This is a genomic window from Mycobacterium farcinogenes (assembly GCF_019739075.1).
Taxonomy (GTDB): domain Bacteria; phylum Actinomycetota; class Actinomycetes; order Mycobacteriales; family Mycobacteriaceae; genus Mycobacterium; species Mycobacterium senegalense.
The window spans coordinates 5,203,124-5,222,057 of record NZ_CP081673.1; the positions used below are offsets into that span (position 1 = coordinate 5,203,124).

At 67.2% G+C, this 18,934-nt stretch carries 18 protein-coding genes; 3 read left to right on the plus strand and 15 right to left on the minus strand.

Annotated elements, in window-relative coordinates; all coding sequences use genetic code 11:
• Positions 1-74 precede the first annotated feature (74 nt).
• From K6L26_RS24830 to rplM, 3 genes are all read right to left on the minus strand, one after another.
• Positions 75-506, minus strand: coding sequence for a hypothetical protein (locus K6L26_RS24830; RefSeq protein ID WP_019347551.1), 432 nt, complete (start codon positions 504-506; stop codon positions 75-77).
• Between the two features lie 333 nt (positions 507-839).
• Positions 840-1,304, minus strand: coding sequence for a 30S ribosomal protein S9 (gene rpsI, locus K6L26_RS24835; protein WP_085980482.1), 465 nt, complete (start codon positions 1,302-1,304; stop codon positions 840-842).
• Between the two features lie 8 nt (positions 1,305-1,312).
• The gene (gene rplM, locus K6L26_RS24840) at positions 1,313-1,756 is read right to left on the minus strand and encodes a 50S ribosomal protein L13 (RefSeq protein WP_019347553.1); all 444 of its coding nucleotides are present in this window, start codon (positions 1,754-1,756) and stop codon (positions 1,313-1,315) included.
• Between the two features lie 263 nt (positions 1,757-2,019).
• Between rplM and K6L26_RS24845 the strand changes: the two genes are divergently transcribed.
• Complete coding sequence (locus tag K6L26_RS24845; RefSeq protein ID WP_221851882.1) at positions 2,020-2,868, plus strand: hypothetical protein; 849 nt, start codon at positions 2,020-2,022, stop codon at positions 2,866-2,868.
• 61 nt (positions 2,869-2,929) lie between these two features.
• On the opposite strand, the gene K6L26_RS24850 is transcribed toward K6L26_RS24845, so the two are convergent.
• From K6L26_RS24850 to K6L26_RS24890, 9 genes are all read right to left on the minus strand, one after another.
• On the minus strand, positions 2,930-4,207 hold the full coding sequence (locus K6L26_RS24850; protein ID WP_221851884.1) for an HAD family hydrolase: 1,278 nt from the start codon (positions 4,205-4,207) through the stop codon (positions 2,930-2,932).
• 13 nt (positions 4,208-4,220) lie between these two features.
• Positions 4,221-4,994, minus strand: coding sequence for an ethanolamine ammonia-lyase subunit EutC (gene eutC, locus K6L26_RS24855; protein WP_019347556.1), 774 nt, complete (start codon positions 4,992-4,994; stop codon positions 4,221-4,223).
• Positions 4,991-6,406: an ethanolamine ammonia-lyase subunit EutB gene (locus tag K6L26_RS24860; RefSeq protein ID WP_036389004.1), complete on the minus strand. Its 1,416-nt coding sequence runs from the start codon at positions 6,404-6,406 to the stop codon at positions 4,991-4,993. The genes eutC and K6L26_RS24860 overlap by 4 nt, the downstream gene beginning before the upstream one ends.
• A complete protein-coding gene (gene eat / locus K6L26_RS24865; protein WP_221851886.1) occupies positions 6,403-7,818 on the minus strand; it encodes an ethanolamine permease in 1,416 nt (471 codons plus the stop codon). The genes K6L26_RS24860 and eat overlap by 4 nt, the downstream gene beginning before the upstream one ends.
• Positions 7,819-8,034: 216 nt before the next feature.
• On the minus strand, positions 8,035-8,355 hold the full coding sequence (locus K6L26_RS24870) for a glycerol dehydratase reactivase beta/small subunit family protein (RefSeq protein ID WP_245008638.1): 321 nt from the start codon (positions 8,353-8,355) through the stop codon (positions 8,035-8,037).
• Positions 8,356-8,383: 28 nt separating this feature from the next.
• Positions 8,384-10,243 carry a diol dehydratase reactivase subunit alpha gene (locus tag K6L26_RS24875; RefSeq protein WP_221851890.1) on the minus strand — a complete coding sequence of 620 codons (1,860 nt, stop codon included), beginning with the start codon at positions 10,241-10,243 and terminating at the stop codon, positions 8,384-8,386.
• Entirely contained in the window at positions 10,243-10,839 is a 597-nt protein-coding gene (locus K6L26_RS24880) for a propanediol/glycerol family dehydratase medium subunit (RefSeq protein WP_019347560.1), read from the minus strand. The genes K6L26_RS24875 and K6L26_RS24880 overlap by 1 nt, the downstream gene beginning before the upstream one ends.
• 1 nt (position 10,840) lies before the next feature.
• Positions 10,841-12,559, minus strand: coding sequence for a propanediol/glycerol family dehydratase large subunit (locus K6L26_RS24885; protein WP_221851892.1), 1,719 nt, complete (start codon positions 12,557-12,559; stop codon positions 10,841-10,843).
• Positions 12,560-12,569: 10 nt separating this feature from the next.
• The gene (locus K6L26_RS24890) at positions 12,570-12,998 is read right to left on the minus strand and encodes a diol dehydratase small subunit (protein ID WP_019347562.1); all 429 of its coding nucleotides are present in this window, start codon (positions 12,996-12,998) and stop codon (positions 12,570-12,572) included.
• Positions 12,999-13,123: 125 nt separating this feature from the next.
• Between K6L26_RS24890 and K6L26_RS24895 the strand changes: the two genes are divergently transcribed.
• Positions 13,124-13,822, plus strand: a complete 699-nt coding sequence (locus K6L26_RS24895) for a (2Fe-2S)-binding protein (protein ID WP_221851893.1) — start codon at positions 13,124-13,126, stop codon at positions 13,820-13,822.
• Positions 13,823-13,826: 4 nt separating this feature from the next.
• Here K6L26_RS24895 and K6L26_RS24900 read toward each other — a convergent pair whose 3' ends face one another.
• The 3 genes from K6L26_RS24900 to K6L26_RS24910 form a co-directional block, all read right to left on the minus strand.
• On the minus strand, positions 13,827-14,225 hold the full coding sequence (locus K6L26_RS24900; protein WP_019347564.1) for a GlcG/HbpS family heme-binding protein: 399 nt from the start codon (positions 14,223-14,225) through the stop codon (positions 13,827-13,829).
• An 86-nt stretch (positions 14,226-14,311) separates the two neighbouring features.
• Positions 14,312-15,835, minus strand: coding sequence for an aldehyde dehydrogenase (gene adh, locus K6L26_RS24905; protein WP_036390099.1), 1,524 nt, complete (start codon positions 15,833-15,835; stop codon positions 14,312-14,314).
• 119 nt (positions 15,836-15,954) lie between these two features.
• Positions 15,955-17,259 carry a helix-turn-helix domain-containing protein gene (locus K6L26_RS24910; protein WP_221853464.1) on the minus strand — a complete coding sequence of 435 codons (1,305 nt, stop codon included), beginning with the start codon at positions 17,257-17,259 and terminating at the stop codon, positions 15,955-15,957.
• Positions 17,260-17,509: 250 nt separating this feature from the next.
• Here K6L26_RS24910 and K6L26_RS24915 point away from each other — a divergent pair, with 250 nt between their 5' ends.
• The gene (locus K6L26_RS24915) at positions 17,510-18,916 is read left to right on the plus strand and encodes a DEAD/DEAH box helicase (RefSeq protein WP_043367877.1); all 1,407 of its coding nucleotides are present in this window, start codon (positions 17,510-17,512) and stop codon (positions 18,914-18,916) included.
• The last annotated feature ends 18 nt before the right edge of the window (positions 18,917-18,934 follow it).

Sequence of the window (18,934 nt, forward strand, 5' to 3'; positions counted from 1 at the left end):
CAGATCGATACCCGTCCGTGATGGCCGATCCCCGCCCGCGGTCGAATTCGCGGGCGGGGATCAGTGAGAAATCGCTAGCTGCCGTCAGTATCGGACGACGAGTGGGTGCCTCCCGGCGCCACGGTGCTGGGCGCCGTCGTCGGAGCCAGGCTGTGCGGCGCCGTCCCCTGAGCGGCGCTACCCGGCCGCTCCGCGGTGCCGTTCTGGCTGAACGAGATGGTCCCGAGGTTGTTGGTGCAGACCACGTGATCAGTGCCGTTCGCGTCGACCCCCTGGACGGCGGTGGTCAACGATGCGGTGTCGGTGTTCTCACACACCCCCGCCGCGATCTGGGCGGCCGCGGCGTCATCGACGTTCTCCAGAACCGAGACATTGCCAAGGGTGAGATTCACCTTGCCGTCGCCGGCCGTCTCCGGCGCCGCATGGGCGATCCCCAGGCCGACGCTGAACAGCAGCGACCCGCCGAGCATCGCGCCTGCGGCCGCTGTCTTCACGAAGTTCCCCACAATTACTCCTTCCGATGGGAAAGCGGCATCCGGTCCCCCGACGTCGGCACGACGATCACCGGTGGCAGGAACTTCCTGCGGGCACGACCTCTGCTGACACAAAGCGGCCCCCAGCCCTCCGGGGAGTTGGCTTCCACGTCTTTACGAGGCTCAAACCACAATCCGCGAAAAAAATTCTGCGCACACGGCGCCGCTTTCGACACCACGGTCGCGAAATGCCGCCAGAGCAGCCCAGATGTAGAACTCGGCGAAGTGCATGCAGGCAAAAAACAAACCCGCCGGGTGCGTACAGGACACACCCGGCGGGTTCGTTCGGCCGTAAAGGCGAGGCGATCAGCGCTTGCTGTACTGAGGCGCCTTGCGGGCCTTCTTGAGGCCGTACTTCTTGCGCTCGATGGCACGCGGGTCACGCGTCAGGAAGCCGGCACGCTTGAGGGCAGGCCGGTCTTCCGGCTGCACCAGGATCAGCGCACGGGCGATCGCCAGGCGCAGCGCGCCGGCCTGACCCGAGGGGCCGCCACCATCGAGGTGGGCGTAGATGTCGAACTGCTCGAGGCGGTCGACGGTGACCAGCGGAGCCTTGATCAGCTGCTGGTGCACCTTGTTCGGGAAGTAGTTCTCCAGGCTGCGGCCGTCCAGGTTGAACTGGCCGGTGCCGGGCACCAGGCGCACCCGGACCACGGCCTCCTTGCGGCGGCCCACGGTCTGGATGGGACGGTCGATGATGACCGGCTCGCGGTGCTCCTGCTCCACCTCGACGCTCTCGGTCACGGCTTCGACCACGTCGCCGTTCTCAATCGTTTCGGTCACTGGGCCACCTGCTTGATCTCGTACGGAACCGGCTGCTGCGCGGCGTGCGGATGATCCGGGCCGGCGTAGACCTTGAGCTTCTTCTGGATCTGCCGACCGAGCTTGGTGTGCGGCAGCATCCCGATGATCGCGTTCTCGACGACGCGGGTCGGGTGCTTCTCCAGCAGCTCGCCGATGGTGCGCTTGCGCAGACCGCCCGGGTAACCCGAGTGGCTGTAAGCGAACTTGTTGGTCAGCTTGTTGCCGCTGACGGAAATCTTGTCGGCGTTGATGACGATGACGAAGTCGCCGCCATCGACATTGGGCGTGAATGTCGGCTTGTGCTTGCCGCGCAGCAGATTGGCAGCTGCAGCGGCGAGCCGGCCGAGCACCACGTCTTGGGCGTCGATGACATACCACTGACGCGTGGTGTCACCCGCCTTCGGCGTGTACGTAGGCACAGCGCTTACCTCTTCTTCTCGGGTTAGATGCCGGTCAGGTGAGTGCGCTACCGCATCCCGGCGACCGACGTTGACCCGGGACGCATGCCCAAAAGGGCAGCACACACCAACGGAGCAGCTTACCGGTGGGCGTCGGTGCAGGTCAAAACGCGGCTTTCGGCGCCGAGCGTTGGCTTGTGTGCCAGTTCTCCGAGAAATCTCGCACACAAGCCAACGCTCGCGCCAAGGGGAACCGGCAACCCGTCCGCCGGCGTCCTATTCGCATGCCATTTCTGGGCACTGAGGCATTGGCCGCCGGCAAGCTCAACCGGTACAGCCTGCGCACCCGTTATGAACCGGTGTTCCGCAACGTCTACGTGCCGACGGGCACCGAGCTGACGCCGAAGGACAAAGCCGTGGCGGCGTGGCTGTGGTCAGGTCGGCAGGCAATCGCAGTCGGTCTGTCGGCCGCCGCTCTTCACGGCACATTGTGGATCGATGCCAAGCACCCGGCCGAACTCAACCAACCGAGTCGCTCGCAACCGCCCGGCATTCTCATCCACAGCGACACCCTGCTTGACGGCGAGACCTCGCTGATCCGCGGCATCCGCACCACCACACCAGAACGCACAGCATTCGATCTCGGCCGTCGACGCGGCGTCACAACCGCCGTCATCCGTGTCGATGCACTCATCCAGGCAACTCGTCTGAAACTCGCCGATGTGGCGACAATGGCCGATCGGCACCGTGGGGCTCGAGGTGTGGTGCAACTGCGGCGGGTGCTCCAGCTGGCCGACGACGGTGCCGAGTCACCACAGGAGACCCGGCTCCGACTGCTGTATACCGAGGCGGGCATGCGTCCGTCGCACACCCAGATCGAGGTGTTCGACCACGGCCGACAGGTCGGTCGCATCGACATGGGTTGGCCGGAGTGGAAAGTGGGGGTCCAGTACGACGGTATTCAGCACTGGACCGATCCGGGGCAGCGCACACGGGATATCGACCAGACCGTCGAATACGAGGACCTGGGGTGGCGCATCGTCCGTGTCGGCGCCGACCTGCTCAGGTATCGCCAAGCCACGATCATCGGTCGCACTCGTGCCGCCCTGCGCTCCGCAGGGGCTCCGCACTGACGAACGTTGGCTTGTGTGCCAGTTTTTCGAGAAATCTCGCACACAGGCCAACGCTCGACACTTAGGACACCGCGTCCTGCTGGTCAGGCACCACACTGCCGTCCGCACGGTGCAGCGGGGCTTCCTTACCGCTGGGCTCGATGTAGCCCTCGGTCGCGCAGTCGTACGGGTCACCCTGCTTCTTCTTGGGATCGATGAACATCGGGTTGACCAGCCAGCGACCGTCAGAGTTGTCGTACGCCGTGCACATCAACTCGGTCTTGTTGCGGTTGAGCACCAGGCGCAGTGCGGTGGCATCGGTCAGGAACGTGACGTCGGTGTCGGAATCCCCGGCGCCGAACGCGGCACGTTTGGGTTCGGCCTGCTGCTCGAACGCAGCCGGCCCTTTCACACCGAAGACGTCCTCGTTGACCCGGCACCGTTTGCCCTCGATGTACGGGATGGCTGTCTCGCCACCACACGGCACGAGCTTCGACGTCAACACGTCACCGTCGCGCTCGGTGCGCACACCCATCACCTTGTCCGGTGTGAAGCCCAACTCCGCCGCCCAGACCCGCACCACCGGCTCGGCCGACGCGGAGATGATCCGGACATCGAAACCGTTCGCCCGCAAGGTTTCCACCAAATCCTTCATCTGCGGGTAGTACCGAACCCAGCCGGTCTCCTCGCCACTGCCGACCTTCTGCTCGGTGCCCTCGGCAGCTTCCAGATTCTCCTTGCGGGCGGCCTCGGCGAAACTGGTCAGCTCCGATTCGGGCCAGCCGGCCAGCATCTGCGCGGCCCAGGCATACGAGGGCTCGAACCGGCGGGCGTTGAAACCCGCGAACGCCGGCTCGTCGGCCCGCGTCTCGCCATCGGTGTAGACCGACAGCAGCTCGTCGGCGCAGCCCAGATCGGTGTTGGTGGGCATCGGCTCACCGGGCTTGGCCGCGGCACACGCCTTGGACAGCGCGGCCGTGGCCTGCGGGGTCAGGTACGGGCTGGTGGTCGACCAGTCACCGCCGGCGGGTGCCCGCAGCTTGCCGTTGCGGACCATCCAGAAGAACGTCGCGTCGCCGATGTCGTTCTTGACCACGGTGTTGTCCCAGTCGAAGAGTGCCAGCGGGGCGCCGTCGGCCACCGAGCCGTCGGCCCCGCAGGTGCCCAGTTCCGCGAGCATCGCGTCGATCCTGTCCCGATTGTCGCCGTACCAGCCGGGGTTTTCGGCCAGGGTTCGGCAGCCGGCGGCCGGCGTTTGGACGGTCGACGGCTCCGCCGAATCACCGCCGGAACCGCACCCAGCGATGGTGACGGCGACAGTGGTCGCGGCGAGCAGGGACAGGACGGCACGCGCGGTCATTGAGACTCCTGATTCAGTTGAGCTGGGCCATGCTGGTGGGGTCGAGCGCGGAGGTGCGGGAGGTGTCCTTCAGGTCGACGCCGGAGCGGCCGAGCGCCAGTGCGCCGTCGACCAATCCGGCTGCCACCCGCGCGGCTTCTGCGTATCCCAGCCCGTCGGGCGGGTGGATGTTGGAGATGCAGTTGCGGTCGGCATCGGTTCGGCCGGGCATCGGCAGGTGCGTCAGGTAGATGCCGAGGCTGTCGGCCACGCTCAGACCGGGCCGCTCCCCGATGATGACGAGAACCGTCCGCATGTGCCCCTGCGCTCCTATGTGGTCACCGAGCGCCACCCGGGCCTGCGTCGCGATCACCGGCGGGGCCAAGGTGTAGCGGTCTTTCAGCTGGTCCACCAACGCCGCCAACAGTGCGGCACCGTGGTGATCCAGCGCGGTCGGCGACAGTCCGTCGGCCAGCACGAAGCCGATGTCGGCCGGGGTGTCGGGCACCGACATGCCGTCGGCGGGGGCCCGGCCGAGATCGGGGCGACGCAGATATTCGTCGCGCGAGGTGGCCTTACTGGTCACCACGGTCGGCTCGCCGATGCCGACGTCGCGGACAGCTTCGCTGAGCCGCTCTACGTCCAGCGGCACATGCACGGCATCCCGGGCGGCGGCGTGCGCCGCGGCCAGCTCGAGCACTCGGCGGGTGGGCAACGCGTTACCGGCCCGACCGAGCCCGATCCTGGCCTGGGTGGTCTTGCGCAGCTCATCCCAGAACTCTTGAACCGCAATATCATTGGAACTCATGGCGTCTCCGCGGAAGTCAGCGACCGCAGCACGGAACGCTCCAGGTCGAACGGGGTCAGCTTGCCGGAGTCGTCGACCATGCCGACGCTGCGCAGCCACGCCTCGAACTCGGCGGCCGGACGCAGACCCAGGGTGCGACGCGTGGTCAGCACGTCATGAAACGACAGGCTCTGGTAGCCGAGCATCACGTCGTCGGCGCCCGGCACGGTGATGACGAAGGCAACCCCGGCCGCGGCCAACAACGTCAGCAGGGTGTCCATGTCGTTCTGGTCGGCCTCGGCGTGGTTGGTGTAGCAGACGTCCACACCCATCGGCAGGCCGAGCAGCTTGCCGCAGAAGTGGTCTTCCAGGCCGGCCCGGATGATCTGCTTGCCGTCGTAGAGGTACTCCGGCCCGATGAACCCGACGACGGTGTTGACCAACAGTGGCTGCAGGTCGCGGGCCACCGCATAGGCCCGGGCTTCGAGCGTCTGCTGATCGACGGGCTTGCCGCCGACGCCCAGGTGCGCACCGGAACTGAGCACCGAGCCCTGCCCGGTCTCCAGGTACATGACGTTGTCGCCGACGGTGCCGCGGTTGAGCGACCGCGCCGCCTCGTTGCCTTCCCGCAGCAACTGCAGGTTCACCCCGAAGGCGGTGTTGGCGCCCTCGGTACCCGCCACAGACTGGAACATCAGGTCCACCGGCGCCCCCGCCTCCACCAAGCCGATGGTGGTGGTGACATGCGACAGCACGCACGACTGGGCCGGGATGTCGTAGCGGGTGCGGATCGAATCCAGCAGGTACAGCAGGTCCGCGGTGGCCTGCGGCGAGTCGGTGGCCGGGTTGATCCCGATCACCGCGTCACCGCAGCCGAGCAGCAGCCCGTCGAGCACCGCCGCGGCGATCCCGCGCGGGTCGTCGGTGGGATGGTTGGGCTGCAGCCGGGTGGCCAGGGTGCCGCGGGCGCCGACGGTGGTCCGGAACGCCGCGGTCACCTCCGCCGCTGCCGACACCGCGATCAGATCCTGGTTGCGCATGATCTTGCTGACCGCGGCCACCATTTCCGGGGTCAGCCCCGGGGAGACCGCGGCCAGCCGCTGCGCGCTGTGATCGTGCGCCGCGGTGTCCATCAGCCAGTCCCGCAGGCCGCCGACCGTGAGATGTGAGATCTCCGAAAAGGCTTGGCGGTCATGGCTGTCCATGATCAGCCGGGTCACCTCGTCGGTGTCGTACGGCACCAGCTCCTCGTTGAGGAAGACCTCCAGCGGCAGGTCGGCGAGCACCCAGGCGGCCGCGGCCCGTTCACCGTCGTGCTCGGCCGCGCAGCCGGCGAGTTGATCGCCGGAGCGCAGCGGGGTGGCCTTGGCCATCACCTCGACGAGACCGTCGAAGCTGTAGTTCACCCCCGAGACCTGCTGGTGGTACTTCATTTCAGGGCACTCTCCGCTTCCGCGAGCATCGCGAACTCCTCGTCGGGTGAGTTGGCCACCAGGCGGTGCCGGCTGTAGAGCGCGAAGTAGAGCATGAACGCGCAGAACACTGCCAGGCACAGGCCCGCGGCCACCGGGCTGACCACGAAGGTCGCGATGAGCGCCACGACCGCGATGATCAGGGCGAAGCCAGTGGTGACGATGCCGCCCGGGGTGCGGTACGGCCGCGGCATGTTGGGCTCGCGCACCCGCAGGGTGATGTGGCTGATCATCATCAGCACGTAGCTCAGCGCCGCGCCGAACACCGCCATGTTCAGGATCAGGTCGCCGTGCCCGGTCAGTGAGAGCAGGAAGGCGACGACGCCGGGGACGATCAGCGCCAGCGTCGGGGCTTTGCGCTTGTTGGTCACCGACAGCCCGGTGGGCAGGTAGCCGGCCCGCGAGAGGGCGAACGTCTGCCGGGAGTAGGCGTAGATGATCGAGAAGAAGCTGGCGATCAGCCCGAACAGACCGATGTAATTGACGGCCTTGGCAGCGAAACCGCTGCCGCCGAGCGCCTGCACCAGCGGATCGTCCACCGTCGACATCGCTTCTGCGCCACCGGCTCCCGTGGTGAGGAACAGCACCGTCACGCAGGTGAGGATCAGCACGCTCATCGCGGCGATGATGCCGCGCGGCACGTTGCGCTCGGGGTTGGCGGTCTCCTCGGCTGCCAGCGGCACACCCTCGACGGCCAGGAAGAACCAGATGGCGAACGGGATGGCGGCCCAGATACCCAGGTAGCCGTGCGGCAGGAAGCTCGATGCTCCTGCCGCGGCGGCGTCGGGGGCGATGTCGGTCAGGTTGGCGACGTCGAAGCTGCCGATGGCGCTGACGGCGAAGATGACCAGGCCCAGCAGGGCGATCGCGGTGATGACGAACATCAACCGCAGCGCCTCACCCACACCGGCGAGGTGGATACCGATGAAGATGACGAAGGCCGCCAGGTAGATCCACCAGCCCTTGTGAATGCCGAACAGACCGAGGGATTCGACGTAGCCGCCGATGAACGTGGCGATCGCGGCGGGCGCGATCGAGTACTCGATCAGGATCGCGGTCCCGGTGGCGAACCCACCCCACGGTCCGAGCGCGCGGCGGGCGAAGGTGTAGCCGCCACCGGCCGCGGGCAGGGCCGAGGACAGCTCGGCCAGACCCAGCACCATGCAGAAGTACATGGCGGCGATGATCACCACCGCGATCAGCAGGCCGCCGAAGCCGCCCTGCTCGAGGCCGAAGTTCCAGCCCGAGAAATCACCGGAGATCACGTAGCTGACGCCGAGACCGGCCAGCAGTAGCCAGCCGGCGCTGCCGGACTTCAGCTGACGTTTCTGGAGATAGTCAGCGCTCTCCAGGTGTCCTTCCACACCCGCCATGTCAAACTCCTTTGTTTACAACGGTTGTCTCGTATGTGACGCCGCCATCTGGTGACGGTCCTGTACGCCGTGACCCAACCTTTACGCCGGCAACACCGCCGGACCGACGCCGGATATCCGGCTGGTTGACCTATTCAAAGGTATGAAACTCAACCTTTAATCGAAGATTATTGCCCCACTACGCGGCGGTGTCTACCCCAACGACCGATTTGGTTCTCAATCGTCGGGTTTCAGTGGCAGACCGACCACGATCCGGGCGGCGTTGTGGCCCAGTTCGCGCCCCGACACAGCGCCCGTTTCGCGCCCGGAAGACAACTCCGGCAACGGATCTGACAACTTGGAGTGCTGCACGCACACGTCGCCCCTGGCGCCGATCCCCACCCCGACATGCAGCGGCGACCTGAGCGCCGCGCGACGTGCCAGCTCCGCTGCCGTCGCCTGCGCGTCACCGGCAATCAGCAGGTACGGCACGCCTTCTTCTTCGATACCCGCCAGGACGTCACGTTCGACCTGGCGGCCGCCCGCACTCAACACCACGATCGCAGGACGATCGGGTTGACCACCACTACGCACCGACACCCGCTCCGACCAGCCGAGCGTGTGACGCCACCAAGCCGGTGGCCACCGCATTCCGCGGACCTTCAGACCCACGCACATTTCCTGTGCCGCAGACAATTCCGAACGGAGCCAGGGCATCGGCGATGAGCTCGGGGATCTCGAAGTCCAGCGCGCAGCCGCCCAGCAGCACCACGAACCCGATCTGTCGCAGGTCGCCGCCGGGGGCGACAGTGCGCAACGCACGCAGCGCGTTGACGACGAAAACCCGTTCCTTGGCCGCGCGGCGCACCAATCTGATCCGGTCCATGGAATGGCGGGTGGGGATCGCATTCATGCCGTACTCGTCCAGCGTGACCACCCGCGCGAACGATGCGGCAGGCAACGGCTTCTCGAAGAACATCACGGTGCCGTTCTCCAGCCGAACGTGAAAGAAACTCTCCGCCTTGCCAAGTGGTGATCGTTTGATGTCTTCGGCCAGTTCCAGGTTGTCCAGGCCGAGTTCGGCATCGATCAGCTTGGTGACCAGATCGCCCGCCCCGGCCAGGTGCACGGCAGCGATCTGGGCGTCCACCTCGATCAGTGCGGCATCGGTCGAGCCGCCACCGAGATCGAGCACCACGAGCGGCTTGTCGCTGCCCGGGGTGGTCAGTGCCCCCAGCGCGGCCATCTCTGCTTCGACACCGCCGACGCGCACCTCGACATCGCGGGCCCCGGCAGCCCGCAACCGGTTGCACACCTCCTCGGCCACCGCACGCATACCGCTTTCCCGGGTCCGGACCATGGCGGCCAGCGCGACCGCGTTCTCCAGAGCCACCTCACCGGCAACCCCGCCGCGAACCTCTTGGGGCACAAAGGTGTCCACCGCCAGCAGATCCTGAATGCAGACGTCGGCAAGTGCGTGACCGGAGAGTTCGGCCATGCTGCGCCGGACGTTGGCGATCATGCCGCCGGTGTTGGTGCCGGACTCCCCCGTCACATCCGCCAGCGGGGCGACTCGCTCGACCGCGCTCATGATCTCCGACGCACCACGCGATACGTCGACCGTCGCGCGTTTGTGCGCACCCGACAACTCCAGTGAGCCGGCCGGGATACTGCGATCGGCGACATCGCCCGCCGGGGTGCGCACCACGACCGCCGAGCGGTTGCCGGTCAGCGCCCGAGCCACCGGGGAGATCACTTTAGTGGCCGCCGCGTCCAGATCGAAGATCGTGGCCAGCCCATAGGCGTTGGACAAGGTCCGGATCGAGTTGCCAGGCGCAGCCACCTCGACCGCGGCCAGCATGCCCAGCGGCACCGCATCGATGCGCGACACCTCGTCGATCACCGGGACCACGGAGTCGAGCCGGTTGGCCACCAACACGGCGTCGTCGTTGCCCAGGATCACCGCGCGCACATCGATCCCGCGTGCACCGGCCGCATTGATCGTGCGGGCAGCGTCGTCGAAGTCCACCGCCTTGGGGACCACCACGATCACCTCAGCCCCGGTTCGGATTTGGGACAGTGCGTCGAATGCGACGGTGACCCCGACCCCGAGACCACGACCGCCCGGGGTGCGGGGATCATGGCCGATCATCGTCGACTCGGTGATGATCGTTTCGGTGATGGTTTCCATCGCCATGCCACTGATCACCGGCGTGGCCTCGTTCAGCAAGACGACGTCGAGGTCGGCCAACCCCATTGCGCTCGCCTCCAGCGCACGAGCCACCGCCTGGGCCACGCCGTCGACGTTGCGGGGCGTGCCCTTGACTCCGGTCGTCGGGGTCAGCGCGGCGCCCCGGAAGCTGACCGAGCCGTCAGTCGCGACGACCGCGGCACTGGCCTCGGTCGTCGAGTTGCCGATGTCGACACCGACAACGGTCAGTGCCATCAGGTACCCAGGGCCTCGGAAGTCAGCTCGGCGAACTCCGGCGTCACCTCTACCGGGCGGGCCTGCTTGCGGATCTGCTCGGTCTCCTTCAGGTGCAGCAGCGCCGCCTTGGCCTGCCAGCGGGGTCGGGCCATCTGATCGTTGAGCGTCGGAACCGGTTCGGGCGACTCGCCTTTGGCGTACTGCGCGGCGTTCGAACCGATGCGGCGATAGGTCTCCAGCGTCATCAGTGGGCTCTGCGGGAACAGCTCGAGGCTGGACAACCTCGGCAGATCACGTTGATGAATCATCGATGTGCCGCGAGACAGGATGCCGATGCCGATACCCGACCCGCTCAGCTTGGCCGCCGCATGCGCGACGACGGCGAGGTCGCTGCTGTGGCGGACCCGGATGCATCGTGCGGCCACCTCCTGCTCCTCGATGCCGGCCAGGATCTGGCGGATCACCTCGGCATGGGACAGGCCGACGATGGTCTGACTGAAGAAGTCGGCGAACGCCGGCGAAATCGCCAGCACCACTTCATCGGAGCGCTGCCCCGGTTCGGCCGGCCGCTCGCCGGTGAACGTCAGGGTGCGCTGCCCGGTCACTGCCGACATGTCACTCGACCTCCAGTTCAGGGTTTTCGGCGCTGGTCACGTGACGCAGCCGCTTCATCTCCTCCCAGCGCGCGCCCGTGGGGCGGTAACCGGTGCCGGGCCCGGCATAGTCATTGCGGTCGTTGACCGCGGACAGCGGCTGCAGCTCGCGCGTCATGATCGCCGAGGTCTGCAGGAGATCACCGGAAACCCGTTGGCGCAGAACGGCCAGCAGATTCTCGGCGATGTCGGAGAAGCCGGTGGATTCCAGAGCTTTCACCAGATCCAGACCGGTCACGCCGCGGTCCATCACCTGTTGTGCGCCTTTGAGGTCTTCCAGGACGTCACGTGGGATCAGTTCGCGGCTGCCGTGGGCGTACACCGCGGCCTCGATCTCCGCGTCGGTGATCGCGGGCAGATCGAGGTAGGCGAACACAGCTTGCAGCGCCCTGCCCGCCCGGCTGCGCGCGGCGAGGATCTCGGACTCGTTGACATGGCGCAACCCGCCGTCGATCTGCAGGTCCCGCTGGATGGTGTTGAAGTCGTCGAAGTCCTCGGCGTCGACGTTGGACCCGGCGAACATGTTGTCGTAGTTGGGTGTTGCCGAGTATCCGGAGGTGATGAAATCGGTGCCGGGCATCATCTGAGGCAACAAGCGGGCCGTCCGCCGCATGGGCGAGTGCGAGAAGGACTGGTCATTGCCGGACGCGCATTCGAGGTCCACCGCTGAGGCGATCAAGTTCTCCGCCGCGACCGCCCGGATACCCGCCGGCACCGCACCCGGCACGCCGATGCACGAGATCGAGCCGTTCTGCAGGCCTTGCACGCCTGCGCCTTTCGCCACCAAGATGCACCGGATCTCCAGATACAGCATCGAGCGGCCCTCGGCGTTACCCATCTGGACCTCGGAACCGGTGCCGGAGGTGAACCGCATCTTGATCCCCCGCGACGCGTAGGCCGCCGCGAGAAAGGCCTTCGACCACGGCGTGTCATCGCCGTCGACGAACACCGACTCGGTGCCGTACACCGAGATGGTCTCGGCGTAGGCGGTGATCCCGCGCATGCCCAGCTCGAGTTCGGTGGCCTCCTCCAGCGCGCACTGGGTCAGACGCCCACCGCAACCGACCTGGCTGCCGATCTGCAGTGCCATGGCCACGAGCGGGGCGTAGCGCACCACACCCAAAGTCGTTTCCACTTCCGAGAATCCGCGCAGTGACGCCTCGGCGGCCTCACAGGCCACCTGCAACGGGTTGTCGCGAGCGCTGGTGCAGTGTGCCTGGTTGGCCGTCGTACGACGGGCCCGCATCTTCTGCATCCCCATCATGATCTCGACGATGTTCATCGTCTTGGCGACCTCGAGCAGCTTGGCCGGCGTCAGGCCGCCGGTCACCGCGATCACCTCGTCGCGGGTCACGTGCGGATCGACCAACATCCGGGCGATCTCGACCGCCGGAATCGCCATGGCCTGTTCGGTGGTCGCCACGTCGATGGCGTGGTCGGCGATGAACTGGTCGATGAAGTCGAATTCGGCACGGTCCCGGCCGTCCATCTCGACGATCATTCCGTCGGCGACACGCACACTGGGCGCGGGATCGAATTCGCTGTCGAGCGCGACCATGCCTACCTCGGGCCATTCCTCGACGAAGCCGTCGAGGTTGACCGGCCGGTCCTCGAGCACCTTGGTGCGCTCAGACTGCCTGCGTTGGCCGGCCGCGGAATGCTGTGGCGATACTGCCGTCACCGGTGTGCTCCTATTCGCTGGTGGCCAGAATGTCGCGGCGCTCGTAGACGTCGGCGGCCTCGCGGACGAGGCCGGCCAGCAACGCCGCTCCGTATTTCGTGTCCAACTCGTCGGCGATCGCGTCGAGTTCGTCCTTCGTGGAGGCGTTGGGCCGCAGCGCGTTGTAGATCTGCAGCACCCGCTCGTCACTGATGGCGGTCATCTCCGCCGCGCGACGCAGGTTCGAGCCGAGCTGCCGCCGGCCCACCTTCTCGGCGATCTGGGCCTGCAGGCGCAAGGTCTGCGGGGTGATCCGCAGATCCGACGCGGCCACCTCGCCAGACATCACCGCATCCATCGTGATGTCGCCGATCGGCTTGCCGTTGGGGGTGAACAGCAGGTCCTCGCGATGGATGCTCAGCGGGTAATCGACCGAAGGATCGAGGATCGGTTCCGTCATTCACCACTCCAACTGACTCGGGCCGGTTCGGCAACCGGCGTACCACACAACGCGAGCCAATTGTGCGCTGCATCACGTTGCAACAACGTTGCGCCGCAGGTCAGTGCGGCTAACCTGGCCCGACGATGAACGATGGAAAATCGGACCCGATCGCGGCGCTGGGCGATTTCTTTGCCCTTCCGGCGGCCGATCCCGCCACCTGGCGACCGATCGCGACACTGTGCGGCGACCAAGCGGCCGTGCACGAGTACACGATGCGCACCCGGGCCGCGACGGCGGCGGGGTTCCGGATCGACGAAGCAGAGGTCCCCGTCAAAGCCGCGGCCTCCTCGGTGCACCTCTCGATCACCGCCAGACTGCTCTCCCCCGTCGTCGGCGCCGGGGCCTGTCTGGGCACCGTCCCGCTGCTGACCCTGGATTCGCTGTTCTGGCAACCGGATTCGTCCCACCGCCCCGTTCTCGGGACCGCGGGCGCCGAATCGGTCACCGAGACAGATCCGCGCCGGGCCGCCGACGTCATCGCCGGTTCGCTGATCGGAAGCGTGCTGAGCCTCTTGAACAACACCATGCGGCGGGCGGAATCCCTTTCGCCCCAGGTGATGTGGGGAAACATCGCATCAGCGGCCAACGGTGCGGTCACCGTGCTGGCCCAGTCCTACCCTGCCGCGCGGGCGCGCGGCCTCGACCTCGTCGCCGCGCTGATCGCCACCGAACCGCTGCGCGGCACCGCAGAGGTTGTGGGACAACGGTTCCGACGACGCAACTGCTGCCTGTTCTATCAGGTGCCCGGCGGTGGCTACTGCGGTGACTGCGTATTGGCGTGACGGCCTACAGGGCCGCGACACCAGCGGTCGCCACCGCCACGTCCTGCTCGACACTGCCGGCGCTGACCCCGACCGCACCGATCACGACGCCGTCGGCTTCCAGCGGAATCCCGCCGCCGAACACCACGAGGCCGCCCGAGGTCTGCTCCAACCCGTACAGTTCGCCACCCGGCTGGCAGGCCTCCATGAGCGCGCTGGTGGGCAGGTTCATCATGACCGCGGTGCGGGCCTTGCGAATCGAGATGTCGATGCTGGCCTTGATCGCGCCGTCCATCCGCACGAAGGCAACCAGGTGGCCTCCGTCGTCGACCACGGCGATGTTCATCGGCTGGCCGATCTCGTCGGCCTTGACGACGGCGGCGTCGATCACCTTCTGCGCCGTCGGCAGCGGCAGAGATGTCATGCGTATCCCTTCAAGTGGACCGCGAACGTTGGCTTGGGTGCGAGTTTTGCGGGGGTTTTCGCACCCAAGCCAACGTTCGGCGGAGATCAGAAGAAGCCCTGGGCCTTGTTGGCGTAGCTGACCAGCAGGTTCTTGGTCTGCTGGTAGTGGTCGAGCATCATCTTGTGGTTCTCCCGGCCGATGCCGGACTGCTTGTAGCCGCCGAACGCCGCGTGCGCGGGGTAGGCGTGGTAGCAGTTGGTCCACACCCGGCCGGCCTTGATGTCCCGGCCGGCCCGGTAGGCGGTGTTGCCGTTGCGGCTCCAGACCCCGGCGCCCAGGCCGTAGAGGGTGTCGTTGGCGATCGAGATGGCATCGTCGTAATCCTTGAACGACGTCACCGCGACGACGGGACCGAAGATCTCCTCCTGGAACAGCCGCATCTTGTTGTGCCCGGTGAAGATCGTCGGCGCCACGTAGAAGCCACCGGCCAGGTCGCCACCCAGATCGGCCCGCTCGCCACCGGTGATCAGTTGGGCGCCTTCGGTTTTCCCGATCTCGATGTAGGACAGGATCTTCTCCAGCTGATCGTTGGAGGCCTGGGCGCCGATCATCGTCTCGGTGTCCAGCGGGTCACCCTGACGCACGGCCTTGGTGCGGATGGCGGCCAGTTCGAGGAACTCGTCGTAGATGTCGGCCTGGATCAGCGACCGCGACGGGCAGGTGCACACCTCACCCTGGTTCAGGGCGAACATGGTGAACCCTTCCAGGGCCTTGTCCTGGAAGTCGTCGGCCGCGGACAGCACGTCGGAGAAGAAGATGTTGGGGCTCTTGCCACCGAGCTCCAGCGTCACCGGGATCAGGTTCTGGCTGGCGTACTGCATGATCAGCCGGCCTGTGGTGGTCTCACCGGTGAAGGCGATCTTGGCGATCCGGTTGCTCGAGGCCAGGGGCTTGCCGCATTCGACACCGAACCCGTTGACCACGTTGACCACACCGGCGGGCAGCAGGTCACCGATCAGCGACATCAGGTAAAGCACCGAAACCGGGGTCTGCTCAGCGGGTTTGAGCACCACGGCGTTGCCGGCGGCCAGTGCCGGGGCCAGCTTCCACACCGCCATCAGGATCGGGAAGTTCCAGGGGATGATCTGGCCGACGACACCGAGCGGCTCGTGGAAGTGGTAGGCGACGGTGTCCTCGTCGATCTGCGAGAGCGAGCCTTCCTGGGCGCGCAGCACGCCGGCGAAGTACCGGAAGTGGTCGACCGCCAGTGGGATGTCGGCGTTCAGCGTCTCGCGGATCGGCTTGCCGTTGTCCCACGACTCGGCCAGCGCGACCGATTCGAGGTTCTCCTCGATCCGGTCGGCGATCTTGTTGAGGATGACGGCGCGCTCCGCGGGCGAGGTCTTGCCCCAGGCCGGCGCGGCGGCGTGCGCGGCGTCCAGTGCCTTCTCGACGTCAGCCTCGGTGGAGCGGGCCACCTCGCAGAACACCTGACCGGTGACCGGCGTGGGGTTCTCGAAGTAGCGGCCGTCGGCGGGAGCCACCCACTCGCCACCGATGTAGTTGTCGTAGCGGGCCTCGAACGACATCAGGGCGCCCTCGGCACCCGGACGTGCATAAACAGTCATGGCAATCTCCTGCATCGGACACCCAGATGTGTCGGTCGTCACTAAAGGTAGTCAGCAGTACGTTGCAGCACAGTTGCACACGTGGAATCGGGCAGGGGCACGTCGGCGTGCCGACAAAATCAACCCAGTTCGGAGTCGATTCCGGCCAGGTGACCGCGGGCCTGCGCGCGCGCCACCGGATCGGCCTGGGCATGGTCGTGCAACACCCGCCAGCCCTGTCGGTCGTCGCGTCCGTCGGGCAGTGCCAGCCACCGCCGCAGCAACGCCAGGTCACCTCCGGCCAGTACCGCTTCACGCAGGCTGGCACTGAGCTCGGTGCGCAGCCGCGCGATCGCCGGCGAGACCGACTGCGGTAGCAACGCCCCCGAATACGCGTCCAGGGCAGCCGCGACATCGCCGGCCTGCAGCGCGTCGAACACGTCGCCCATGTCGCTGGCGACCGGCTCCATCAGGCGGTAGGGCCGCGACTCGATGTACGCGCTGCCGATGACCCGGCGCAACCGCGACACCTCGGCCCGCACCGTCACCACGTCGAGGTCCTTGTCGTCGAGCAGCATCGCCAGATGATCGGCACTCAGCCCTTCGGGGTGGCGGATCAGCAACACCAGGATGTCGGCGTGGCGGCCGGTCAGCACACTGTCCTGGGCCCGGCCGGCGGCGTCGGGCACGCGCCAGCACGGGCGGTCGGCGCCCAGCACCGTCAGCCGCGTACCTTCGTCTGCGGCGGGGACGGCGGGCGCGGTGAGCCGCAGCAGGGCCAGCTGGTTCTCGACCGCCGCTGCGGTGGCCCTGACCAGCGCCAACGTCTGTGGCGACGCCACCTTGGAACCACCGGTCAGGTCGATGGCACCCAACAGCGCCCCGGTGGCCGGATCGTGAACCGGAACCGCGGTGCAACTCCACGGGTGCACGATGCGGGAGAAGTGCTCGGAGCCGAGGATCTGCAGTTCGCGATCCAGTGCCAGCGCGGTGCCCGGCGCATTCGTCCCGGCGGTCCGCTCGCTCCAATCGGACCCCGGCACGAAGTTCATCGCCTCGGCTTTACGCCGCACTCCCGGATCCCCTTCGACCCAGAGCAGGGTGCCGTCGGCAGCGGTGATCGCCACCAGCACCCCGGAGTCGACGGCGTCATCGACCAGAAGGCGACGGATCAGCGGCAGCGTGGGAGCCAGCGGATGGGCGTTGCGCAGCTCGGTCAGCGCCGCCGCGGCGGCCGCCGCCCGGGTGCCCAGGTCGGGGTCGACGCCGGTGGCCAGGCTGCGTTGCCAGCTCTCGACGATGATGCGACGTACCGGTGTGGAGTCCAGGGAATCCGCATCCACCTGGCCTTCGATGAACAGATCGTGGATGGCGCGCACCTTCGCGGGCAGTGCCCGGGACGATATCCGGCCTCCCGCGTTCCTCGATGCGGCCACGGCGATCATCTCTCCCGGCGTCGGGCCATGGGGTATGGCATTCACGCGTAACCGCCAGGATAGTTGACCAGCCCGGCCTGTGATGGAGACCACCGGCCGGTCAGCCGTCAGGAATCGGGGAATCCACTCCCGGACCGGTATGGTTGAGCCGTCGCGGCTTGCCTGTTCTGCCTCTGCCGCAATCTCGATCCTCACTCTCAGCGCCGCGGGATCACCCGCGCCGGGCAGGACAACCGCCCACTTTCTTCGGAGTTTGTTTTTGTCTGCCCAGACGTCTTTTGCTGACCTCGGCCTGCCCGCACCGCTGGTGACCGCGCTGGCCGCCAACGGGGTGCACAGCCCGTTCCCCATCCAGGCCGCCACCCTGCCCGACTCGCTGACCGGCCGCGATGTCCTCGGCCGCGGCCGCACCGGCTCCGGCAAGACCTATGCCTTCCTGCTGCCACTGGTGGCCCGCCTCGCCACGAGCGGCACCCGCCGGGCACCGAACCGGCCGCGTGCGCTGATCCTGGCGCCCACCCGCGAGCTCGTCACCCAGATCGAGGCGTCGCTGGCTCCGCTGGCCGCGGCCACCGGACTGCGCTCGATCAATATCTTCGGCGGGGTGGGCCCCAACCCGCAGATCGCTGCGCTCAAGCAGGGCGTCGACATCGTGATCGCCTGCCCGGGCCGCCTCGAGGACCATGTGAAGTCCGGTCACGCCGACCTGTCCTCGGTCGAGATCACCGTGCTCGACGAGGCCGATCACATGGCCGACCTCGGCTTCCTGCCGGGTGTGAAGCGGCTGCTGGACCGGACCCCGAAAAACTGTCAGCGCCTGCTGTTCTCGGCCACCCTGGACGCCGGGGTGGATGTTCTGGTGGACCGCTACCTGCACGACCCGGTGGTGCACAGCGTGGACTCCGCGCAGTCTCCGGTCGCCGCGATGGTGCATCACGTGCTGCACGTGGACAATTCGACCCGGATCAACGTGGTAGCCGACCTGGCCGCCGCACCGGGACGCACCATCGTCTTCGCGCGCACCAAGTACGGGGCGAAAAACCTGACCCGTCAGCTGAATTCACGCGGCATCGCAGCGGTTGAGCTGCACGGCAACCTGTCCCAGAACGCCCGCACCCGCAACCTGACCGCGTTCTCCGACGGATCGGCCGGAGTGCTGGTCGCCACCGACATCGCCGCCCGCGGCATCCACGTCGACGATGTCAGCCTCGTCGTGCACGCCGATCCGCCCGTCGAGCACAAGGCCTACCTGCACCGGTCCGGCCGCACCGCCCGCGCCGGGAACGAGGGCACCGTGGTGACGCTCATGCAGGATGCCCAGGTTTCCGATGTGCGCAGCCTGACGCGCAAAGCCGGGGTCAAGCCCACCATCACCCGCGTCAACGGCACCGACCATCCCGTGCTGCGTGAGATCGCCCCCGGAGAACGCGTTTTCGGTGATCCGATCCGTCCCGAGCCGACGGTGCAGACCGCTCCGGCGCCACGGCGCCAGGGCGGCAAGCCCAGCCAACCGGGTAAGTCCGGCCAGCCGCGACGCAACCGTCCGAACGGGTCTTCCCGCAACGGCGGCGGTGCACCGGCAGCCCGATCCGGCTCCGGTGGCGGCGGACAGCGCGGCGGCCACCGCCGCCCCCGACGTTCGAACGACTCCGGCTCAGGCCGCTAGAGAAGAAGTGTGCGGTCC